Genomic DNA, 18,737 nt, shown 5'->3' with positions numbered 1-18,737 from the left:
CTTAACGTTTAAAGCCGTAATACATGTCGTTCCAGCGCAGCGCGTCCTTGAAGGCGGGCAGGCGGGTATCGTTATCAATCACGGTGATTTCGATATCGTGCATTTCGGCGAACTGACGCATGTCGTTGAGATCCAGCGCATGGCTGAAGACGGTATGGTGCGCGCCGCCGGCCAGGATCCACGCTTCAGACGCGGTCGGCAGGTCCGGTTGAGCTTTCCACAGCGCGTTGGCGACCGGCAGTTTCGGCAGCGCATGCGGGGTTTTCACGGTGTCGATGCAGTTGACCAGCAGACGATAGCGATCGCCTAGGTCGATCAGGCTGGCCACGATCGCCGGACCGGTCTGCGTATTGAAGATCAGACGGGCAGGATCGTCTTTACCGCCAATGCCGAGATGCTGAACATCAAGGATCGGTTTTTCGTCCACCGCGATCGACGGACACACTTCCAGCATGTGGGAGCCGAGCACCAGATCGTTGCCTTTCTCGAAGTGATAGGTGTAATCCTCCATAAAGGAGGTGCCGCCCTGCAGACCGGTTGACATCACTTTCATGATGCGAAGCAGAGCGGCAGTTTTCCAGTCGCCTTCGCCAGCAAAGCCATAGCCCTGCTGCATCAGGCGTTGTACGGCCAGACCCGGAAGCTGTTTCAGACCGTGCAAATCTTCAAAGGTGGTCGTGAAGGCGTGGAAGCCGCCCTGCTCCAGAAAGCGCTTCATACCCAGTTCAATACGCGCCGCTTCCAGCACGTTCTGGCGTTTTTCACCGTGAACCTGAGTGGCGGCGGTCAGGGTGTAGCTATTTTCGTATTCGTCAATCAGGGCATTGATGTCGCCGTCGCTGATGGAATTCACCACCTGCACCAGATCGCCCACTGCCCAGGTGTTGACCGAGAAGCCGAACTTGATCTGCGCGGCGACTTTATCGCCATCGGTAACCGCCACTTCACGCATGTTGTCGCCAAAGCGGCACACTTTCAGATGACGGGTATCCTGTTTCGACACCGCATGACGCATCCAGGAACCGATACGGGCATGAGCCTGTTGATCCTGCCAGTGACCGGTGACTACCGCATGTTGCTGGCGCATGCGTGCGCCGATAAAGCCGAACTCACGACCGCCGTGCGCAGTCTGGTTGAGGTTCATAAAGTCCATGTCGATGCTGTCCCACGGAAGGGCCGCATTGAACTGGGTGTGGAATTGCAGCAGCGGTTTATTGAGGATAGTCAGGCCGTTGATCCACATTTTGGCTGGAGAGAAGGTATGCAGCCAGACCACCAGACCCGCACAACGATCGTCATAGTTCGCGTCACGGCAAATGGCGGTGATTTCATCCGGTGTGGTCCCCAGTGGTTTTAACACCAGCTTGCAGGGTAGTTTCGCTTCGGTATTCAGCGCTTTGACGACGTGCTCCGCGTGCTGAGTAACCTGACGCAGCGTCTCAGGGCCGTACAAATGCTGGCTGCCAATTACAAACCACACTTCATAGTTATCAAAAATAGTCATTGTCGTGTCCTTAGTGAGTCAGGGTTGCCTGGTCAGCCGGCGCAGTATTAACCGGGGTGGCAGTCGGAAGATAATGTTGCTCAGCGCTTACCGCCCACTGCTGGTAGCGGCGATAAAGCTGTTCGAAACGTTGTGCCTGGTCGGGGCGAGGTTGCAGCGTGTTTTCCACCGCGCTGGCCATTTTCTGCTGCGCCGCAGGAATATCGGCATGCACCCCGGCAGCCACGGCGGCGAAGATGGCTGCGCCCAGCGCACAGCACTGATCGGAGGCGACGATTTGTAGCGGACGGTTCAGGACATCGCAGCAGGCCTGCATAATGACCTTGTTTTTCCTGGCGATGCCGCCCAGCGCCATGACGTTGTTAACCGCAATACCTTGTTCGGTAAAGCATTCCATAATGGCTCTTGCGCCAAAGGCGGTTGCGGCTATCAGACCGCCGAACAGCGCCGGGGCATCCGTGGCCAGATTCAGATCGGTCACCACCCCTTTCAGACGCTGGTTTGCGTTCGGCGTGCGGCGGCCGTTAAACCAGTCAAGCACCACCGGCAGGTGATCCAGCGATGGGTTTTTCGCCCAGGCGTCGGTCAGCGTGGGCAGCAGTTGTTTTTGGCTGGCGCTGATCTGCGCTTTCAGTTCCGGATGCTGCGCGGCGAGTTGCTCCAGCGGCCAGCCGAGAATGCGGCCAAACCACGCGTAGATATCGCCAAAGGCAGACTGTCCGGCCTCCAGACCGATAAAACCGGGGACCACACTGCCATCGACTTGCCCACAAATGTCTTTCACGGCGCGCTCGCCGACGCTCTGTTTGTCCGCAATCAGGATGTCGCAGGTGGAGGTTCCAATGACTTTCACCAGCGCATTGGGCTGTGCGCCCGCGCCGACGGCACCCATGTGGCAGTCGAACGCGCCGCCAGAGATGACGACGTTCTCCGGCAGACCAAGGCGCTGCGCCCACTCGGCGCACAGCGTTCCAACTGGCAGATCGGCAGTGAACGTGTCGGTGAACAGGGGGTATTGCAAATGCTGGTTAATCAGCGGATCGAGCTCGTCGAAGAAACTGGCAGGCGGCAGACCGCCCCAGCTTTCATGCCATAATGATTTGTGCCCGGCGCTGCAACGACCCCGGCGGATATCCTGCGGGCGCGTAGTACCAGAAAGGAGGGCTGGCACCCAGTCGCACAGCTCAACCCACGAGACGGCAGCCTGGGCAACTGCGCGGTCTTCGCGGGTGACATGAAGGATCTTGGCCCAGAACCATTCGCTGGAGTAAATGCCGCCGATGTAACGGGAGTAATCGACGTTGCCCGGCGTATGGCACAGACGGGTAATGGCTTCGGCTTCTTCCACTGACGTGTGGTCTTTCCACAGGACGAACATCGCGTTTGGGTTTTCCGCGAACTCTTCCCGGAGTGCCAGCACGTTGCCATCGGCGTCAATCGGCGCTGGCGTTGAGCCCGTACTGTCGACGCCAATTCCAACGACCTCGGCACGTTGCGCCGCGCTGAGTTCCGCCAATACGCTTTTCAGTGCGGCTTCCATCGACTCCATGTAGTCGCGGGGATGATGGCGGAACCGGTTGTTCGGGGCGTCACAAAAACGTCCTTCCTGCCAGCGCGGGTACCACTCAACGCTGGTGGCGATCTCTTCGCCGGTGGCGCATTCCACAGCCAGCGCGCGCACAGAATCACTGCCAAAATCGAGGCCAATTGCAATTGCCATCCTCTTGCTCCATCCAGAAATACGGGTATGGAGAAACAGTAGTGAGTGGGGATAAAAACCGTCAGGTAGGATCCGCTAATCTTATGGATTAAAATGCTATGGCATCGCAAAGTGTGACGCCGTGCAAATAATCAATGTGGACATTTCTGCTCTGGTTATAGACACTTTTGTTACCCGTTTTTGTGGCAGTCATCGCACTGAGTCGTGACATAATGCTTTTCACAAGCGGGGTTGATGGGGCCGCCCGTGATGGTGCGGCAACAAGGCAGGACGCAAACCATACTGTCCTGCGTAATATGGACAATTTGTTTCCTCACTGAACCTCGGGAGTCGTGAAATTATGGCTGAACCGCAAAATGACCCTCTCCTGCCAGGGTACTCGTTTAACGCGCATCTGGTCGCCGGTTTAACGCCGATAGACGCCAACGGATATCTGGATTTTTTTATCGACAGGCCGTTGGGGATGAAAGGCTATATCCTTAACCTCACGATTCGGGGGGAAGGGGTGATTAAAAATCAGGGACGGGAGTTTGTCTGCCGACCCGGTGACATTTTGTTGTTCCCGCCGGGTGAAATTCATCACTACGGACGCCATCCGGATGCCAGCGAGTGGTATCACCAGTGGGTTTACTTTCGTCCCCGCGCCTACTGGCAGGAGTGGCTCACCTGGCCGTCCATTTTTGCGCAGACCGGTTTTTTCCGTCCGGACGAAGCGCATCAGCCGCACTTTAATGAGCTATTCGGCCAAATTATCCACGCCGGACAGGGGGAAGGGCGCTACTCTGAACTGCTGGCGATCAACCTGCTGGAGCAGTTACTGCTGAGGCGCATGGAGGCGATCAACGCTTCGCTGCATCCGCCGATGGATAACCGCGTGCGCGATGCCTGTCAGTACATTAGCGATCATCTGGCGGACAGCCATTTCGATATTGCCAGCGTTGCTCAGCATGTCTGCCTGTCGCCATCGCGCCTGTCGCACCTGTTCCGTCAACAGTTGGGTATCAGCGTGTTGAGCTGGCGTGAGGATCAGCGGATCAGCCAGGCGAAGCTGCTGCTCAGTACAACACGCATGCCGATTGCTACCGTTGGACGCAATGTCGGGTTCGACGACCAGCTCTATTTCTCCCGCGTCTTTAAAAAATGTACTGGCGCCAGTCCGAGCGAGTTCCGTGCCGGTTGTGAAGAAAAAGTGAATGATGTGCCCGTGAAGATGTCATAACCTGTAACTATTCAGATGATTGGTCGCTTGACGTCGCAGGGATGGGTTTGCAGAATCCCTGTTTCGTAAAACTGACGGACGCATTATGCAAGCATTGCTGGAACACTTTATTCTCCAGTCCGCCATGTACGCTTTGATTGCTGTGGCGCTGGTGGCCTTCCTGGAATCGCTGGCGCTGGTGGGGTTGATTTTACCGGGAACGGTATTGATGGCCGGGCTGGGCGCCCTGATAGGCAGCGGGGAACTCAACTTCTGGCATGCATGGCTGGCGGGAATTATCGGCTGTCTGCTTGGCGACTGGATCTCGTTCTGGCTGGGCTGGCGTTTCAAAAAACCGCTGCACCGCTGGTCGTTCATGAAAAAGAACAAAGCGCTGCTCGATAAAACCGAGCACGCACTGCATCAGCACAGTATGTTCACGATTCTGGTGGGACGCTTTGTTGGTCCAACGCGCCCGCTGGTGCCGATGGTCGCCGGAATGCTCGATCTGCCGGTGGCGAAATTCATCACGCCCAACATTATTGGCTGCCTGCTCTGGCCGCCATTTTATTTTCTGCCGGGGATTCTGGCTGGTGCGGCAATTGATATTCCGGCGGGTATGCAAAGTGGCGAGTTTAAGTGGCTGCTGCTGGCGACAGCCATCCTGCTGTGGTTCGGTGGCTGGCTGTGCTGGCGCCTGTGGCGTAGTGGAAAAGCCGCGACGGATCGCTTAACGCATTACCTGCCAAAAAGACGTCTGCTCTGGCTGGCGCCGATCGTGTTGGGGATGGGGATTGTTGCGCTGGTGACGTTGCTGCGCCACCCGCTGATGCCGATGTATCTTGATATTCTGCAAAAAGTGGTGGGCTACTGATATTCCTGCCGGATAAGCGTAAGCGCCATCCGGCAATCCATTATTTTTTAATCCCCAACAGCGCTGAGGCGCTGGCTTTACCGCTCAGCAACTCATCCGTTTCGCCCTGCCACGCGATGCGACCGTCGGCCACGACCACTGAGCGCGGGGCGATGCGCGCCGCATCTTCGACACTGTGCGACACCATCAGTAGCGTCAGTTGCCGGGCATGGCAGATATCGCTTACCAGGGTCAGCATCTCCTGGCGTAGCGCGGGATCGAGGGCTGAAAAGGGCTCGTCAAGCAGCAGGATCGGCTGTTCGCGCACCAGACAGCGCGCCAGTGCCACACGCTGGCGTTGACCGCCGGAAAGCTCTCCGGGCAGGCGGGCCATCAGCGTCTCGATCCCCATTTGTTGCGCGATATGCAGGCGCTTCTCTTTCTGTTCGGCGCTTAATTTCAGTCCTGGATCCAACCCCAGACCGATGTTTTGCTCAACGTTTAGATGGCTGAACAGATTGTTCTCCTGAAACAACATCGAAACCGGACGACGTGATGGCGGCGTGGTGGTGTGGTCTTCCCCTTCGAGCAACAGGGTGCCGCGGGCAGGCGTGAGAAAACCGGCAATCAGACTCAGTAACGTACTTTTCCCTGCGCCGCTTGGCCCCAGAATCGCCACCTGTTCACCGCGCGCCACGGACAGCGTAAAGCGCATGGGCAGATGGTGGTAGAGCCAGGTGATATCAGTCAGTCTTAGCATTTCGCCCCGGTAACGTCTCAATAACGGTAAATAAAATAAAGCACAGGATCAGCAATAAGAGCGCAGTGACGGCACCGTCCTCACTGCGATAAGAGCCAATTTGCTGATACAGATAAAACGGCAGGGTGCGGAAATCATCGTTGCCGAACAGCGCCACCACGCCAAAATCGCCGATAGACAGCACACAGGCAAAGGCCAGCGCCTGCGCCAGCGGACGCTTCAATGCCCGCAGTTCTACCACTTTTAGCCGCTGCCAGCCTTCAATCCCCAGCGACTGACACAGCATGGTGTAGCGGGCGGTAATATCGCGCATCGGGTTTTCCAGCACTTTCAGCGCGTAGGGAATGGCCATCAGCGCATTGGTGAAAATCACGATGCCGTCAGCGGACTCCGGCAGGCCGATGCTGTTGTTGAGCAACAGGAAGAAGCCGGTGGCCAGCACGATGCCTGGCATCGCCAGAATAAGCATCCCGCTTAGCTCCAGCGCTTGTCCTGCCAACAACTGCTGACGGGCGCGCAGTTCGCGGCTGCTCCACAGCAGCATCATCGTCAGGATCACGCACAGCAGACCCGCTGCCAGCGCAATACGTAGCGAAGTCCACACCGCCTGCCACAAAATGGGCTGCGCGAGCACGTCCAGCAGATGGCGATTCACCCCGTCGACCATCACCGCCAACAACGGTGGAAGCAACAGCAGCAGCGCGAGGACGATCAGCAGGGCATCGGTTAAACGGCTGTGCAGCCGATCGTCCGGATCGCGCCATCCCTGAACCAGGGTTGTGCCGGGAGCGATAGCTTTACTCAATCGCTGACTGAGGAGCACCAGCGCCAGACAGCACACCATCTGGATCAGCGCCAGCATGGCGGCGCGGGCAGGATCGTAGTCGAAATTCAGTGCCTGATAAATCGCCAGCTCAATGGTGGTCGCCTGCGGCCCGCCGCCCAGCGACAGCACGGTGGCGAAACTGGCAAAACAGAGCATAAAAATCAGCGCAGCGACCGGTGGGATTTGGCGACGCAGCCATGGCCACTCGACAAAGCGGAAGAACTGCCAACCGCGGATACCCAGTTGGGCGGCAAGCTGACGCTGCTCGCCAGGGATATTCTCCAGCGACTGCAACAGCAGGCGGCTTGCCATCGGCAGATTAAAAAAGATGTGAGCCAGCAGGATGCCCTGCAACCCGTAAGGCGAGAAGGTCCACTCCAGTCCAAGCATGTGCCAGAGCGAAGCCAGCCACCCCTGGCGTCCATAGACGCTGAGAATACCAAACACCGCAACCAGCACGGGGAGGATCAACGTCATGGCGCACAGGCGCAGCAGGGCCAGACGCCCCGGAAAACGGCGTCGGTACAGTGCACGGGCAAGGAAGATGGCTGGAACAACAGAAAGCACCGCCGACAGGAAGGCCTGCCAGAAGGAAAAACGCACCACGTGCCACAGGTAGCTGTCCTGCCACAGCGAGGACCACGCCGCCTGCGGCGCGTTGAACCACAATGCCAGAAATGCGGCCAGCGCCACCGTCACCATCAACGTGGCGGCACAAAGGCCTGGGATCAGCCAGCCGGCAATTAACGGCTGACGGCGCGTTGCCATTCGCTAATCCATGCCTGGCGTTGTGCCGCCACTTCCGCTGACGTGAATTCCAGGGTCGTTGCGGGTTGAGTCAGTTGTTCGAATCCGGCAGGCAGGGTGACATTTGCCACCGGATACATCCAGTTGCCGGTCGGGATAGCATTCTGGAACGCGGGTGACACCATGAATTTGAGGAACTTTTCTGCCAGCTCAGGTTGCTTGCTGGCGGCAGTACGCGCGGCGACCTCCACCTGCAGGTAATGGCCTTCGCTAAAGTTGGCCGCCACGTAGTTCTCTTTTTTCTCTTCGATGATGTGATACGCCGGAGAGGTGGTGTAGCTCAGCACCAAATCGCTTTCACCTTTCAGGAACAGGCCATAAGCTTCGCTCCAGCCTTTGGTGACAGTGACGGTTTTGGCCGCCAGCTTCTGCCACGCCTGCGGTGTTTTATCGCCATACACTTTCTGCATCCACAGCATCAGCCCAAGTCCTGGCGTACTGGTGCGCGGATCCTGATAAATCACCCGCCATTTCTGATCGCTCTCGACCAGCTCCTTCAGGCTTTTCGGTGGGTTTTTCAGTTTGTTTTTGTCATACACGAAAGCGAAGTAGCCGTAATCAAACGGGACGAAGGTGTCATTCTTCCAGCCGCCTGGGACATTGACCGCCTCGCTGGCGACACCGCTTTTCGCGAACAATTGGGTTTGCGTCGCTGCTTCAAGCAGGTTGTTATCCAGTCCCAGCACCACGTCGGCCTTGCTGTTTTTCCCTTCCATTCGCAGGCGATTAAGTAACGACACGCCATCTTCCAGCGCCACCAGCTTCAGTTCACAGTTGCAGTCGGCTTCAAAAGCTTTTTTCACCGCCGGGCCAGGGCCCCAGTCTGCGGCGAACGAGTCGTAGGTGTAGACGGTGAGAACCGGTTTTGCGAAGGCAGGCGCTGCGCACAGGAGTAAAAGGGGAAGACATTTTTTTAACACTTTGCACCTCAAAAGATGGGTGGCAAAGGATTTTGAGCAGTAGCCTCAAATCCCTTCGCCGGCGTTATCCGGATCAGGTTCGACGGGTATTATCTCAGCCCATACGCTTCATCATTCAAGCAGCCTCTGTGTTGGCTGCGTCCGCTCACCCCAGTCACATAGTGTTCTATGCTCCTTGGGATTCACTCGCTTGCCGCCTTGCTGCAGCTTGAATGATTTTGTGTATGTTTATTAGCACCCCGTTGAGAACGGCGTTAGTGTAGTGATTTTGCCGCGTTGCGGCAATCATGGATCCGGCGGCGCAAACCACGCAGACTTAAAGTCGAACCAGCCGAGGGTGTTCATGCGTAGGCCGCGCATACTGCGCTGACCCTGAATAATCAGCCAGTGGTGGATCAGCGGGACAATGGCTTTGCTGGCAAGCAATTGCTGACACCACACTGCCAGATTCATCTCGCCGGTGCGCCAGCGCGCGGCGTCGGCTTCCCAGTCCAGCGGAATGCAGTGCTGTAACAGCGGGACTTCACACAGATGCGCGAACAAAGAGAAGTCGAGCGGCAGGGTGAAGTTGGCGCTGTTAAGCCAGATGTCGCTTTCGATTTCCCCGGCATGCCATTGATCGTAGTCGATCTCCTGAATCTCTAGCTTCACCTGATGTGCAGCCAGAAGCTGACTCAAGATCTGTGCAATCACCTGGTGTTCGATGTGTTCGTGATAATAGGTCAGCGTGAGCGTCTCCAGCCCGGCAGGTTTCTCGCCGTGACCCGGTCGCGCGTGATGCCAGCGGGGCAGTAAGCCATAGGCCGGGAACCAGTGACGTTGATACTGTTCATCGGCATAGTAAAGCAGGTTACTTGGTGACAGTACGCGACTGACCCACTCCCGAACCTCCTGATTGGCGCCGCGATGAGTGCGAGCGTCGAACAACAGGTAATAGCACCCCTCTTCCAGGCGGCTTTCGATAGCCTTCTCATCTTCCGTGGGACCTTTCAGCGTCAGGCCGCCGTTTGGCTCGTCGCCGATATCCGGCAGAACCCAGACGTTCACTTCATCAATCAGGGCCCGATAACCGAAGAAATCATCAAATGCATGAATTTTCAGCTGATTACGAGTATTCCGTATCACCGCGTATGGGCCGGTGCCAATCGGATGGCTGGAAAAATTGCTCAGGGTTTCCCATTCGCGCGGCAGGATCATCGCCGGGACCTGGCCCAGCAGCCACGGGAGCCAGCGATCGGGTTGCGAAAGATTAATGTCCAGCGTCCAGGGCGTGGGTGAAACGATCTCGCTGATGTGCGAATAGAGCGGTAAGACGTTAATGCGTGTCAGTGACGACACCACATCGTCCATTTCCAGTTCACGACCGTGGTGAAAATGGATCCCCGGACGCAGGAAAAAGCGCCAGTGCAGGGGGGAGATTTGCTGCCAGTGGTGGGCTATGTCGGCTTCCAGTTCCCCATTTTCCTCATTTACGCGGGTCAGGGCGCTGAAGATTTGGCGGGCAATGTGGGTTTCTGAGCGACGCAGTGCGCTGCCGGGCAGCAGATTTTGCATGGGACGATAGTAAAGTACGCGCAGGATGTGACGGCCCTGACGGAAGCTGCGGCCCAGATGGGAAACCAGCATCTGCCGCACGGCCGTTTTGTCGCCGACCAGTTGCACCAGTTGATCGATGCGATCCTGCTCCAGCAGATCTTCCGCGCGCTGTTGCTGGAGCGCCAGTCCGGTATACAGGAAGGTTAAGCGTGAACGTTTTCCGCGTCCCACTTCCGCCTCCCACGTCAGCCAGCCGCGCTCCTGCATAGTATTGAGCAGCGTGCGCATATGACGGCGCGAGCAGCTCAGCAGATCCGCCAGTTCGTTGAGCGTGGTGTCCTGTGTTTTGCCGTCGCAGCATTGCCACAAGCGGATGAACTGTTGTTGCAGACGGCCAGAAGACATAAAAGGGGAACTCCTGCGGAAAACTCAGCAATTTTATTATCCCTATATTAGGCCAATAATACATTCCGATGAAGCACTATGACGGGGTCATCTATATGCGCCAGTTTTATCAGAAGTACTTTGCCGCGACAGAAGGGTTGTCCTGGTTGGCTTGCCTGAGCGCGCCGCAGCGCTTAAAGATGCTGGAAGAACTGATGCAGTGGGAGGTGACAGCCTGACCCTGGAGTAGCAGACATCATGTGTGACTGAGTATTGGTGTTAATCACCGCGCCAGCAGGTATGATCTGCTGGCTTTTTTCGTTTCGGCTGCGCTGACTAAGGAAAGATATGCTCTGGTTAATGACGATGGGACGACGTCTCAACGGTGTTTACGCGGCGTTTATGCTCGTCGCATTTATGATGGGCGTGGCGGGGGCGCTACAGGCGCCGACGCTGAGCCTGTTTCTCAGTCGCGAGGTCGGGGCGCAGCCGTTCTGGGTGGGGCTGTTTTACACCGTTAACGCCATCGCCGGGATTGGCGTAAGTCTTGCGCTGGCAAAACGCTCGGACAGCCAGGGAGACCGGCGCAAGCTGATTCTGTTTTGTTGCCTGATGGCCATCGGTAATGCGCTGCTGTTTGCCTTTAATCGCCACTACCTGACGCTGATCACCTGCGGCGTACTGCTGGCGTCGCTGGCAAATACCGCGATGCCGCAATTGTTCGCGCTGGCGCGGGAATATGCCGACAGCTCGGCGCGTGAAGTGGTGATGTTCAGCTCTGTGATGCGTGCGCAGCTTTCACTGGCGTGGGTGATTGGCCCGCCGATGGCCTTTATGCTGGCGCTGAAATACGGTTTTACCGTGATGTTTTCGATTGCCGCCGCGATTTTTGCGCTCAGTTTCATCCTGATTGCCTTTATGCTGCCGTCTGTCGCCCGCGTTGAACAACCGGCGGATGCGCCGGTGATCCAGACTGGTGGCTGGCAGGATAAAAACGTACGCATGTTGTTTATCGCTTCCACGCTGATGTGGACCTGCAACACCATGTATATCATCGATATGCCGCTATGGATTAGCGCGGAGCTTGGACTGCCGGATAAGCTTGCCGGGATCCTGATGGGCACCGCCGCAGGACTGGAAATTCCGATCATGATCCTTGCCGGCTTTTACGTAAAACGCTTCGGTAAGCGCCGGATGATGCTTATTGCCGTCACCGCGGGCGTGCTGTTTTATCTCGGGCTGATTTTCTTCCACAGCCATCAGGCGCTGCTGATATTGCAACTGTTTAATGCGGCGTTTATCGGGATCATTGCCGGTATTGGCATGCTCTGGTTTCAGGATCTGATGCCGGGCAGGGCCGGATCGGCGACGACGCTATTTACCAACAGTATTTCGACCGGCGTAATTCTGGCGGGGGTGATCCAGGGCGCGGTTGCCCAAAGCTATGGTCACTTCGCGGTATACTGGGTGATTGCGGCGATTTCGCTTGTTACGCTGGTGATGACCGGGCGGGTGAAAGACGTTTGAATTATGATTGCCGGATGGCGGCTAACGCCTTATCCGACCTACAGAAATCCGTAGGCCGGATAAGTGCAGTGCTTCCGGCATGGCGGGCTTAGCGCATAAACGCCGGTTGTTTCTCTTCGTAGGCGGCGATCGCGTCTTCGTGTTGCAGCGTCAACCCGATGCCGTCCAGACCGTTCAACATGCAGTGGCGGCGGAAGGCGTCGATGTTAAAGTGATACGTTTTCTCGCCTGCTTTCACGACCTGCGCTTCCAGATCCACTTCGAAGTGAATACCCGGATTCGCCTGTACCAGCGTAAACAACTCGTCGACTTCTTCATCACTTAACTTCACGGGCAGCAGTTGGTTGTTAAAGCTGTTGCCGTAGAAGATGTCCGCGAAGCTCGGCGCAATCACCACTTTGAAGCCGTAATCCGTCAACGCCCACGGCGCGTGCTCACGAGAAGAGCCGCAGCCGAAGTTTTCACGCGCCAGCAGAATCGAGGCGCCCTGGTATTCAGGGAAGTTCAGGACGAACTCCGGATTCGGTTGCTGACCTTTTTCATCCAGAAAACGCCAGTCATTGAACAGGTGCGCGCCAAAACCGGTGCGGGTAACCTTCTGCAAAAACTGCTTAGGAATGATGGCGTCAGTATCGACGTTGGCGGCATCCAGCGGGACAACCAGGCCGTTATGTTGGGTAAATTTCTCTGCCATGGGAGTCTCCTTATTTGATGCTGCGAATGTCGGCAAAATGACCGGTAACGGCGGCAGCCGCAGCCATCGCCGGGCTGACCAGATGGGTACGCCCACCGCGGCCCTGACGCCCTTCAAAGTTACGGTTGCTGGTTGACGCGCAGCGTTCGCCCGGATTCAGGCGATCGTTATTCATCGCCAGACACATGGAGCAACCCGGCAGACGCCATTCGAATCCGGCTTCGATAAAGATCTTATCTAACCCTTCCGCTTCTGCCTGCGCTTTGACCGGACCGGATCCTGGAACCACCAGCGCCTGGACGCCCGGCGCGACTTTACGACCTTTGGCGACCTCTGCGGCGGCGCGCAAATCTTCAATACGCGAGTTAGTGCACGAGCCGATGAACACTTTATCGATCGCCACTTCCGTTAACGGTACACCCGGTTTCAGGCCCATATAGGCCAGCGCTTTTTCAGCACTGGCGCGCTCAACCGGATCGGTAAACGACGCTGGATCGGGAATGTTGTCCGTCACGGAGATCACCTGGCCCGGGTTGGTTCCCCAGGTCACCTGAGGAGCAATCTCTTCAGCCTGTAAGGTGACAACCGTATCAAAGCGTGCGTCGGCGTCGGTTTGCAACGTTTTCCAGTACGCGACTGCGTCATCAAAATCTTTACCTTTCGGCGCGTGCAGACGACCTTTGACGTAGTTAAAGGTGGTTTCATCCGGGGCGACTAATCCGGCTTTGGCACCCATTTCAATCGCCATGTTGCACAGGGTCATGCGGCCTTCCATGCTCAGGGCTCGGATGGCATCGCCACAAAACTCAACGACGTGACCGGTACCGCCGGCGCTACCGGTTTTACCGATAATCGCCAGTACGATGTCTTTGGCGGTGATTCCCGGCGCTGCGGTGCCTTTGACTTCAATCTTCATGGTTTTGGCGCGGCCCTGCTTCAGGGTCTGGGTTGCCAGCACGTGCTCGACTTCGGAGGTGCCGATACCGAACGCCAGCGCGCCAAAGGCGCCGTGGGTCGCGGTATGCGAGTCGCCGCAGACGATAGTCATTCCCGGCAGGGTGACGCCTTGTTCGGGCCCCATCACGTGAACGATGCCCTGATACGGGTGGTTCAGATCGTACAGCTCAACGCCAAATTCGTTACAGTTCTTAATCAGTTCCTGCATCTGGATACGCGCCATCTCGCCGGACGCATTGATATCTTTGGTCTGCGTGGAGACGTTGTGATCCATCGTGGCAAAGGTTTTACCCGGCTGGCGAACCGGGCGACCATGCGCACGCAGGCCGTCGAACGCCTGCGGAGAGGTCACTTCATGCACCAGATGTCGGTCGATATACAGCAGCGGGGTTTCGTTTTGCGCTTCATAGACGACGTGCGCATCAAACAATTTTTCGTATAACGTTTTAGCCATGATTACACCCCTTGTGCGACATAACGAGCAATGATGTCGCCCATCTCATCGGTACCGACGGCAGCCGCGCCACGGGCTAAATCACCGGTGCGGATACCTTCTTCTAATGCGCGGTTAACCGCACGTTCAATGGCGGATGCCGCGTCATCGGCATCCAGGCTGTAGCGCAGCAGCAGCGCCAGCGACAAAATTTGCGCAATCGGGTTAGCAATATTCTTGCCGGCAATATCCGGTGCGGAGCCGCCCGCCGGTTCATACAAACCAAAACCCTGCTCGTTCAGACTGGCGGAGGGCAACATCCCCATTGAGCCGGTGATCATCGCGCATTCATCAGACAGAATGTCGCCAAACAGGTTGGAGCACAGCAGCACGTCAAACTGGGACGGGTCTTTAATCAACTGCATGGTGGCGTTGTCGATGTACATGTGCGCCAGCTCAACGTCCGGATATTCTTTAGCAATTTCATTGACGATTTCGCGCCACAAAATAGACGTTTGCAGAACGTTAGCTTTGTCGATGGAGGTCACTTTACGGCGGCGTTTACGCGCAGATTCAAACGCAATGCGCGCGATACGTTCAATTTCAAAGCGGTGATAGACCTCGGTATCGAACGCTTTTTCATGCTGGCCGCTGCCTTCGCGACCTTTTGGCTGACCGAAGTAGATCCCGCCGGTCAGTTCACGGACGCACAAAATGTCGAAGCCATTCGCGGCGATGTCGGCGCGCAGAGGGCAGAAAGCTTCCAGTCCCTGATACAGTTTTGCCGGACGCAGGTTGCTGAACAGTTTGAAGTGCTTGCGCAGCGGCAGCAGCGCGCCGCGTTCCGGCTGGCTGTCTGGCGGCAGATGTTCCCATTTCGGGCCGCCGACTGAGCCAAACAGAACGGCGTCGGCCTGTTCGCAGCCTTCCACCGTCGCCTTCGGCAGCGGTTGACCGTGGTTGTCGATCGCCGCGCCGCCGACATCATAATGGCTGGTGGTAATGCGCATCTCAAAACGATGGCGAATAGCGTCCAGGACTTTCAGGGCTTGCGTCATCACTTCCGGACCAATACCGTCGCCCGGCAAAACAGCAATATGGTAGTTCTTCGACATCACACGGTTTCCTTGTTGTTCTCGTTGTTCTGAGCTTTACGTTGCAACTCTTTTTCGACTTCTGCCGCACGCCAGATGTTGTTCAGCACGTGCACCATCGCTTTCGCGGAAGATTCAACAATGTCTGTCGCCAGACCGACGCCGTGGAAACGACGCCCGTTATAGTTGGCGACGATATCGACCTGACCCAGTGCGTCTTTGCCATGCCCTTTGGCGGACAGGCTATATTTCACCAGTTCAATGTCGTAATCGGTAATGCGGTTGATCGCCTGGTAAATGGCATCGACCGGGCCGTTACCGTTAGCCGCTTCGGCTTTCACGTCACTGCCGCAGGCCAGCTTGACGGAGGCAGTGGCGATATCGTTAGAGCCCGACTGGACGCTGAAATAATCCAGGCGGAAGTGCTCTGGCTCTTCCTGTTGCTTGCCAATAAACGCCAGCGCTTCCAGATCGTAATCAAACACCTGACCTTTCTTGTCGGCCAGCTTCAGGAAGGCGTCGTACAGATTGTCCAGGCTATATTCACTCTCTTTATAACCCATCTCATCCATACGGTGTTTTACCGCTGCGCGCCCGGAACGGGAGGTCAGGTTCAGCTGCACCTGATTCAGACCGATGGATTCCGGCGTCATGATTTCGTAGTTTTCACGGTTCTTCAGCACGCCGTCCTGGTGGATCCCTGAGGAGTGGGCAAACGCACCGCTGCCGACAATCGCTTTGTTCGCCGGGATCGGCATGTTGCAGATCTGGCTGACCAACTGACTGGTACGCCAGATCTCCTGATGGTTAATGCGAGTATTGACGTTCAGGATATCCTGGCGAACTTTAATCGCCATGATCACCTCTTCCAGCGAACAGTTACCGGCACGCTCGCCAATGCCGTTCATCGCGCCTTCTACCTGACGTGCGCCAGCGTGAACCGCAGCCAGCGCGTTGCCGACGCCCAGACCTAAGTCGTCATGGGTGTGGACGGAAATGATCGCTTTATCGATGTTTGGTACGCGCTCATACAGACCGGAGATAATGCCCGCAAACTCGAAGGGCATTGTGTAGCCGACGGTGTCCGGAATGTTGATGGTTTTAGCGCCAGCATTAATGGCAGCTTCCACAACGCGGGCCAGATCGGCGATCGGCGTACGGCCAGCATCTTCACAAGAGAATTCAACATCGTCGGTGTAATTACGTGCGCGTTTCACCATATAGACCGCGCGCTCAATCACCTCGTCCAGCGTGCTGCGCAGTTTAGTAGCGATATGCATCGGTGAGGTGGCGATAAAGGTATGAATACGGAAGGCTTCAGCAACCTTCAGCGACTCAGCCGCTACGTCGATATCTTTTTCCACACAGCGGGCTAATGCGCAAACCCGGCTGTTCTTGACCTGACGAGCGATAGTTTGTACGGATTCGAAGTCGCCGGGAGAGGAGACCGGAAAGCCGACTTCCATCACGTCAACACCCATACGCTCAAGGGCCAGCGCAATCTGCAGCTTCTCTTTCACACTCAGGCTTGCCTGTAACGCCTGTTCACCGTCGCGTAAAGTGGTATCGAAAATAATGACTTGCTGGCTCATGTTTTAGGTCCTTAGTCTTTAGGGCGCCTTGCTTCGAGCATAAAAAAACCCGCGCAACGGCGCGGGTTTTTTATCTTACTGGATACGACTTAATGCTGAATGCCGCTCACCAGTCTACCGCGCAACGAAGATGCGTTTAGTAGTAGTAGACCGTTAAAGCGAGCGATACGAATCATTAAATCAACTCCAGGCGAATGCGATATGCTTCTAGTGGTACTGGATACGATGACTGATGTCAACCCCACCGCTGAAAACACCGCCCCAGTCAGAAGAAAAGGGAGGGGCTGATTTAGCTAATTGTGCTGAACTTTTTCTGTTATTGCCGATGAAAAAACGGCGGAGGGCTTACACTTTTCATCGTTTGACATATTTAAGCACGCTTTTTTTCAAATGCTGTCACGGCAGTCTGATAAGTCACGAATGCAATAAATTAGTTATCCATATGATTTTGAAGATTTTATGGTAATTAATAATAAATTAATAATGGGGGTGAATATGGCAATTGATAAGCTAATGTTAAGAATTAACGCGTGAGTAATATAAAAATTTAATTGAATGCCAGCATTTTATTCATAAAGCTCATGATTGTTTATTGGCGTCGCTTATGTTTATATTGCTCCCGTCATTGAAATTTATGATTTATCGTGCGGGGAAGGATTCCACATCGTGTTGATGCGGGGTTTTTACGGCGATCTTCCCGCACCTTTATGTTTTCCGAAATTTTATCTCTGCCCTTTTTCTTATTTTATATGCATGGTAAATCATATTTTCCGAGATTATTTCTCTGCATTCCGGCAAGCAAAAAGGGAGTTAAGCGTGACAGTGGAGTTAAGTATGCCAGAAGTAACCGTTGATAAACCTAATCCCCATCATTTAGAGATGGATAAACCGCAACTTCGTATGGTTGATCTTAATCTATTGACTGTATTTGATGCGGTAATGCAGGAGCAGAATATTACCCGTGCCGCGCATGCTCTCGGCATGTCGCAGCCAGCCGTAAGTAACGCCGTGGCGCGTCTTAAAGTGATGTTTAATGACGAACTTTTTGTGCGCTACGGTCGCGGTATTCAACCCACCGCGCGGGCCTTCCAGCTTTTCGGTTCCGTCCGCCAGGCGCTGCAATTAGTGCAGAATGAATTGCCCGGTTCTGGATTTGAACCTGGCAGCAGTGAGCGCGTGTTTCATCTTTGCGTTTGCAGTCCGCTGGATAATATTCTGACCTCTTTAATTTATAATCGTATTGAAAAAATCGCCCCGAATATTCATGTTGTATTTAAGTCCTCTTTAAATAAGGATACTGAACACCAATTACGTTATCAGGAAACTGAGTTCGTTATTAGTTATGAAGAATTCCGTCGTCCTGAATTTACAAGTATTCCATTGTTTAATGACGAAATGGTGCTGGTCGCCAGTCGTAAGCATCCACGCATTAACGGACCATTGGTGGAAAGCGATGTCTATAATGAACAGCATGCGGTCGTTTCACTTGACCGTTTTGACTCGTTTAGTCGGCCCTGGTATGACTCGGTTGATTCGCAATCGTGTGTGGCCTATCAGGGGATGGCATTAATCAGTGTGCTTAATGTTGTTTCGCAAACGCATCTGGTGGCTATTGCCCCTCGCTGGTTAGCTGAAGAGTTTGCACCCTCTCTGGATCTACAAATATTACCGTTACCTTTAAAATTGAATAGCAGAACTTGTTATCTGTCATGGCATGAAGCTGCGGGTCGGGACAAAGGGCACCAATGGATGGAAGAACTGTTAGCTTCCGTCTGCAAGCGTTAGGCATGAATGAGATAAACCGGGTGCAAACATCCGGTTTATCCTGTCTGTTTTTTATTTATTGGCATTTTATTCTGAATTGAGTCTGCCGTTCTTTCTTTCATTCGCGAAAAAATTGATGATTCGCTGTATGCGCCCATTTTCAACCGA

The 18,737-nt window shown here is 55.2% G+C and carries 16 protein-coding genes and 1 riboswitch; of the genes, 5 read left to right on the top strand and 11 right to left on the bottom strand.

All coding sequences use genetic code 11. The features are described 5' to 3' along the window. Position 1: 1 nt before the first annotated feature. Positions 2-1,504, bottom strand: coding sequence for an L-arabinose isomerase (araA, locus tag JTI98_RS00840; protein ID WP_042997960.1), 1,503 nt, complete (start codon positions 1,502-1,504; stop codon positions 2-4). Between the two features lie 10 nt (positions 1,505-1,514). Next, positions 1,515-3,224 carry a ribulokinase gene (gene araB / locus JTI98_RS00835; protein WP_216081815.1) on the bottom strand — a complete coding sequence of 570 codons (1,710 nt, stop codon included), beginning with the start codon at positions 3,222-3,224 and terminating at the stop codon, positions 1,515-1,517. A 340-nt stretch (positions 3,225-3,564) separates the two neighbouring features. Here araB and araC point away from each other — a divergent pair, with 340 nt between their 5' ends. Beyond that, entirely contained in the window at positions 3,565-4,443 is an 879-nt protein-coding gene (gene araC, locus JTI98_RS00830) for an arabinose operon transcriptional regulator AraC (RefSeq protein WP_042997958.1), read from the top strand. An 85-nt stretch (positions 4,444-4,528) separates the two neighbouring features. Further along, complete coding sequence (locus JTI98_RS00825; RefSeq protein ID WP_042997957.1) at positions 4,529-5,296, top strand: DedA family protein; 768 nt, start codon at positions 4,529-4,531, stop codon at positions 5,294-5,296. Positions 5,297-5,336: 40 nt separating this feature from the next. Here JTI98_RS00825 and thiQ read toward each other — a convergent pair whose 3' ends face one another. The 4 genes from thiQ to sgrR form a co-directional block, all read right to left on the bottom strand. Further along, on the bottom strand, positions 5,337-6,035 hold the full coding sequence (gene thiQ, locus JTI98_RS00820; protein WP_216081814.1) for a thiamine ABC transporter ATP-binding protein ThiQ: 699 nt from the start codon (positions 6,033-6,035) through the stop codon (positions 5,337-5,339). Further along, positions 6,019-7,629 carry a thiamine/thiamine pyrophosphate ABC transporter permease ThiP gene (gene thiP / locus JTI98_RS00815; protein WP_216081813.1) on the bottom strand — a complete coding sequence of 537 codons (1,611 nt, stop codon included), beginning with the start codon at positions 7,627-7,629 and terminating at the stop codon, positions 6,019-6,021. Before thiP ends, thiQ begins: the two co-directional genes overlap by 17 nt. Next, a complete protein-coding gene (thiB, locus tag JTI98_RS00810) occupies positions 7,605-8,588 on the bottom strand; it encodes a thiamine ABC transporter substrate binding subunit (RefSeq protein WP_061070528.1) in 984 nt (327 codons plus the stop codon). Before thiB ends, thiP begins: the two co-directional genes overlap by 25 nt. Before the next feature lie 32 nt (positions 8,589-8,620). Further along, a riboswitch (TPP riboswitch) is annotated at positions 8,621-8,840 on the bottom strand. Positions 8,841-8,873: 33 nt separating this feature from the next. Then, positions 8,874-10,529, bottom strand: coding sequence for an HTH-type transcriptional regulator SgrR (sgrR, locus tag JTI98_RS00805; RefSeq protein WP_216081812.1), 1,656 nt, complete (start codon positions 10,527-10,529; stop codon positions 8,874-8,876). A gap of 95 nt (positions 10,530-10,624) precedes the next feature. Here sgrR and sgrT point away from each other — a divergent pair, with 95 nt between their 5' ends. Together sgrT and JTI98_RS00795 are read left to right on the top strand one after the other, a co-directional pair. Beyond that, positions 10,625-10,747, top strand: coding sequence for a glucose uptake inhibitor SgrT (sgrT, locus tag JTI98_RS00800; protein WP_042323887.1), 123 nt, complete (start codon positions 10,625-10,627; stop codon positions 10,745-10,747). A 109-nt stretch (positions 10,748-10,856) separates the two neighbouring features. Then, positions 10,857-12,035 (top strand): sugar efflux transporter, encoded by a 1,179-nt coding sequence (locus JTI98_RS00795; RefSeq protein ID WP_216081811.1) that lies wholly within the window; start codon positions 10,857-10,859, stop codon positions 12,033-12,035. An 88-nt stretch (positions 12,036-12,123) separates the two neighbouring features. On the opposite strand, the gene leuD is transcribed toward JTI98_RS00795, so the two are convergent. The 5 genes from leuD to leuL all read right to left on the bottom strand — a co-directional run bounded on the left by leuD (position 12,124) and on the right by leuL (position 16,981). Continuing rightward, on the bottom strand, positions 12,124-12,729 hold the full coding sequence (leuD, locus tag JTI98_RS00790; protein WP_216081810.1) for a 3-isopropylmalate dehydratase small subunit: 606 nt from the start codon (positions 12,727-12,729) through the stop codon (positions 12,124-12,126). A gap of 10 nt (positions 12,730-12,739) precedes the next feature. Then, positions 12,740-14,140: a 3-isopropylmalate dehydratase large subunit gene (gene leuC, locus JTI98_RS00785; protein WP_042997950.1), complete on the bottom strand. Its 1,401-nt coding sequence runs from the start codon at positions 14,138-14,140 to the stop codon at positions 12,740-12,742. A 2-nt stretch (positions 14,141-14,142) separates the two neighbouring features. Continuing rightward, on the bottom strand, positions 14,143-15,234 hold the full coding sequence (gene leuB, locus JTI98_RS00780) for a 3-isopropylmalate dehydrogenase (protein WP_042997949.1): 1,092 nt from the start codon (positions 15,232-15,234) through the stop codon (positions 14,143-14,145). Beyond that, positions 15,234-16,805, bottom strand: coding sequence for a 2-isopropylmalate synthase (leuA, locus tag JTI98_RS00775; RefSeq protein WP_044255506.1), 1,572 nt, complete (start codon positions 16,803-16,805; stop codon positions 15,234-15,236). Before leuA ends, leuB begins: the two co-directional genes overlap by 1 nt. A gap of 89 nt (positions 16,806-16,894) precedes the next feature. Continuing rightward, the gene (leuL, locus tag JTI98_RS00770) at positions 16,895-16,981 is read right to left on the bottom strand and encodes a leu operon leader peptide (RefSeq protein WP_042323878.1); all 87 of its coding nucleotides are present in this window, start codon (positions 16,979-16,981) and stop codon (positions 16,895-16,897) included. Between the two features lie 658 nt (positions 16,982-17,639). Between leuL and leuO the strand changes: the two genes are divergently transcribed. After that, on the top strand, positions 17,640-18,590 hold the full coding sequence (gene leuO / locus JTI98_RS00765) for a transcriptional regulator LeuO (protein WP_042997947.1): 951 nt from the start codon (positions 17,640-17,642) through the stop codon (positions 18,588-18,590). Positions 18,591-18,737: the final 147 nt, after the last annotated feature.

The sequence above is a fragment of the Citrobacter sp. MGH 55 genome (assembly GCF_016906145.1).
GTDB classification, from domain to species: Bacteria; Pseudomonadota; Gammaproteobacteria; order Enterobacterales; family Enterobacteriaceae; genus Citrobacter_A; species Citrobacter_A amalonaticus.
Note: the sequence above shows the minus strand (reverse complement) of the source record. Positions and strands in the feature narration are given on the sequence as shown.

Excerpts from the sequence above, each read along its gene's own strand:
- araA (WP_042997960.1), bottom strand. The coding sequence starts at position 1,504 with ATGACTATTTTTGATAACTATGAAGTGTGGTTTGTAATTGGCAGCCAG.
- araB (WP_216081815.1), bottom strand. The coding sequence starts at position 3,224 with ATGGCAATTGCAATTGGCCTCGATTTTGGCAGTGATTCTGTGCGCGCG.
- araC (WP_042997958.1), top strand. The coding sequence starts at position 3,565 with ATGGCTGAACCGCAAAATGACCCTCTCCTGCCAGGGTACTCGTTTAAC.
- JTI98_RS00825 (WP_042997957.1), top strand. The coding sequence starts at position 4,529 with ATGCAAGCATTGCTGGAACACTTTATTCTCCAGTCCGCCATGTACGCT.
- thiQ (WP_216081814.1), bottom strand. The coding sequence starts at position 6,035 with ATGCTAAGACTGACTGATATCACCTGGCTCTACCACCATCTGCCCATG.
- thiP (WP_216081813.1), bottom strand. The coding sequence starts at position 7,629 with ATGGCAACGCGCCGTCAGCCGTTAATTGCCGGCTGGCTGATCCCAGGC.
- sgrR (WP_216081812.1), bottom strand. The coding sequence starts at position 10,529 with ATGTCTTCTGGCCGTCTGCAACAACAGTTCATCCGCTTGTGGCAATGC.
- sgrT (WP_042323887.1), top strand. The coding sequence starts at position 10,625 with ATGCGCCAGTTTTATCAGAAGTACTTTGCCGCGACAGAAGGGTTGTCC.
- JTI98_RS00795 (WP_216081811.1), top strand. The coding sequence starts at position 10,857 with ATGCTCTGGTTAATGACGATGGGACGACGTCTCAACGGTGTTTACGCG.
- leuD (WP_216081810.1), bottom strand. The coding sequence starts at position 12,729 with ATGGCAGAGAAATTTACCCAACATAACGGCCTGGTTGTCCCGCTGGAT.
- leuC (WP_042997950.1), bottom strand. The coding sequence starts at position 14,140 with ATGGCTAAAACGTTATACGAAAAATTGTTTGATGCGCACGTCGTCTAT.
- leuB (WP_042997949.1), bottom strand. The coding sequence starts at position 15,234 with ATGTCGAAGAACTACCATATTGCTGTTTTGCCGGGCGACGGTATTGGT.
- leuA (WP_044255506.1), bottom strand. The coding sequence starts at position 16,805 with ATGAGCCAGCAAGTCATTATTTTCGATACCACTTTACGCGACGGTGAA.
- leuL (WP_042323878.1), bottom strand. The coding sequence starts at position 16,981 with ATGATTCGTATCGCTCGCTTTAACGGTCTACTACTACTAAACGCATCT.
- leuO (WP_042997947.1), top strand. The coding sequence starts at position 17,640 with ATGCCAGAAGTAACCGTTGATAAACCTAATCCCCATCATTTAGAGATG.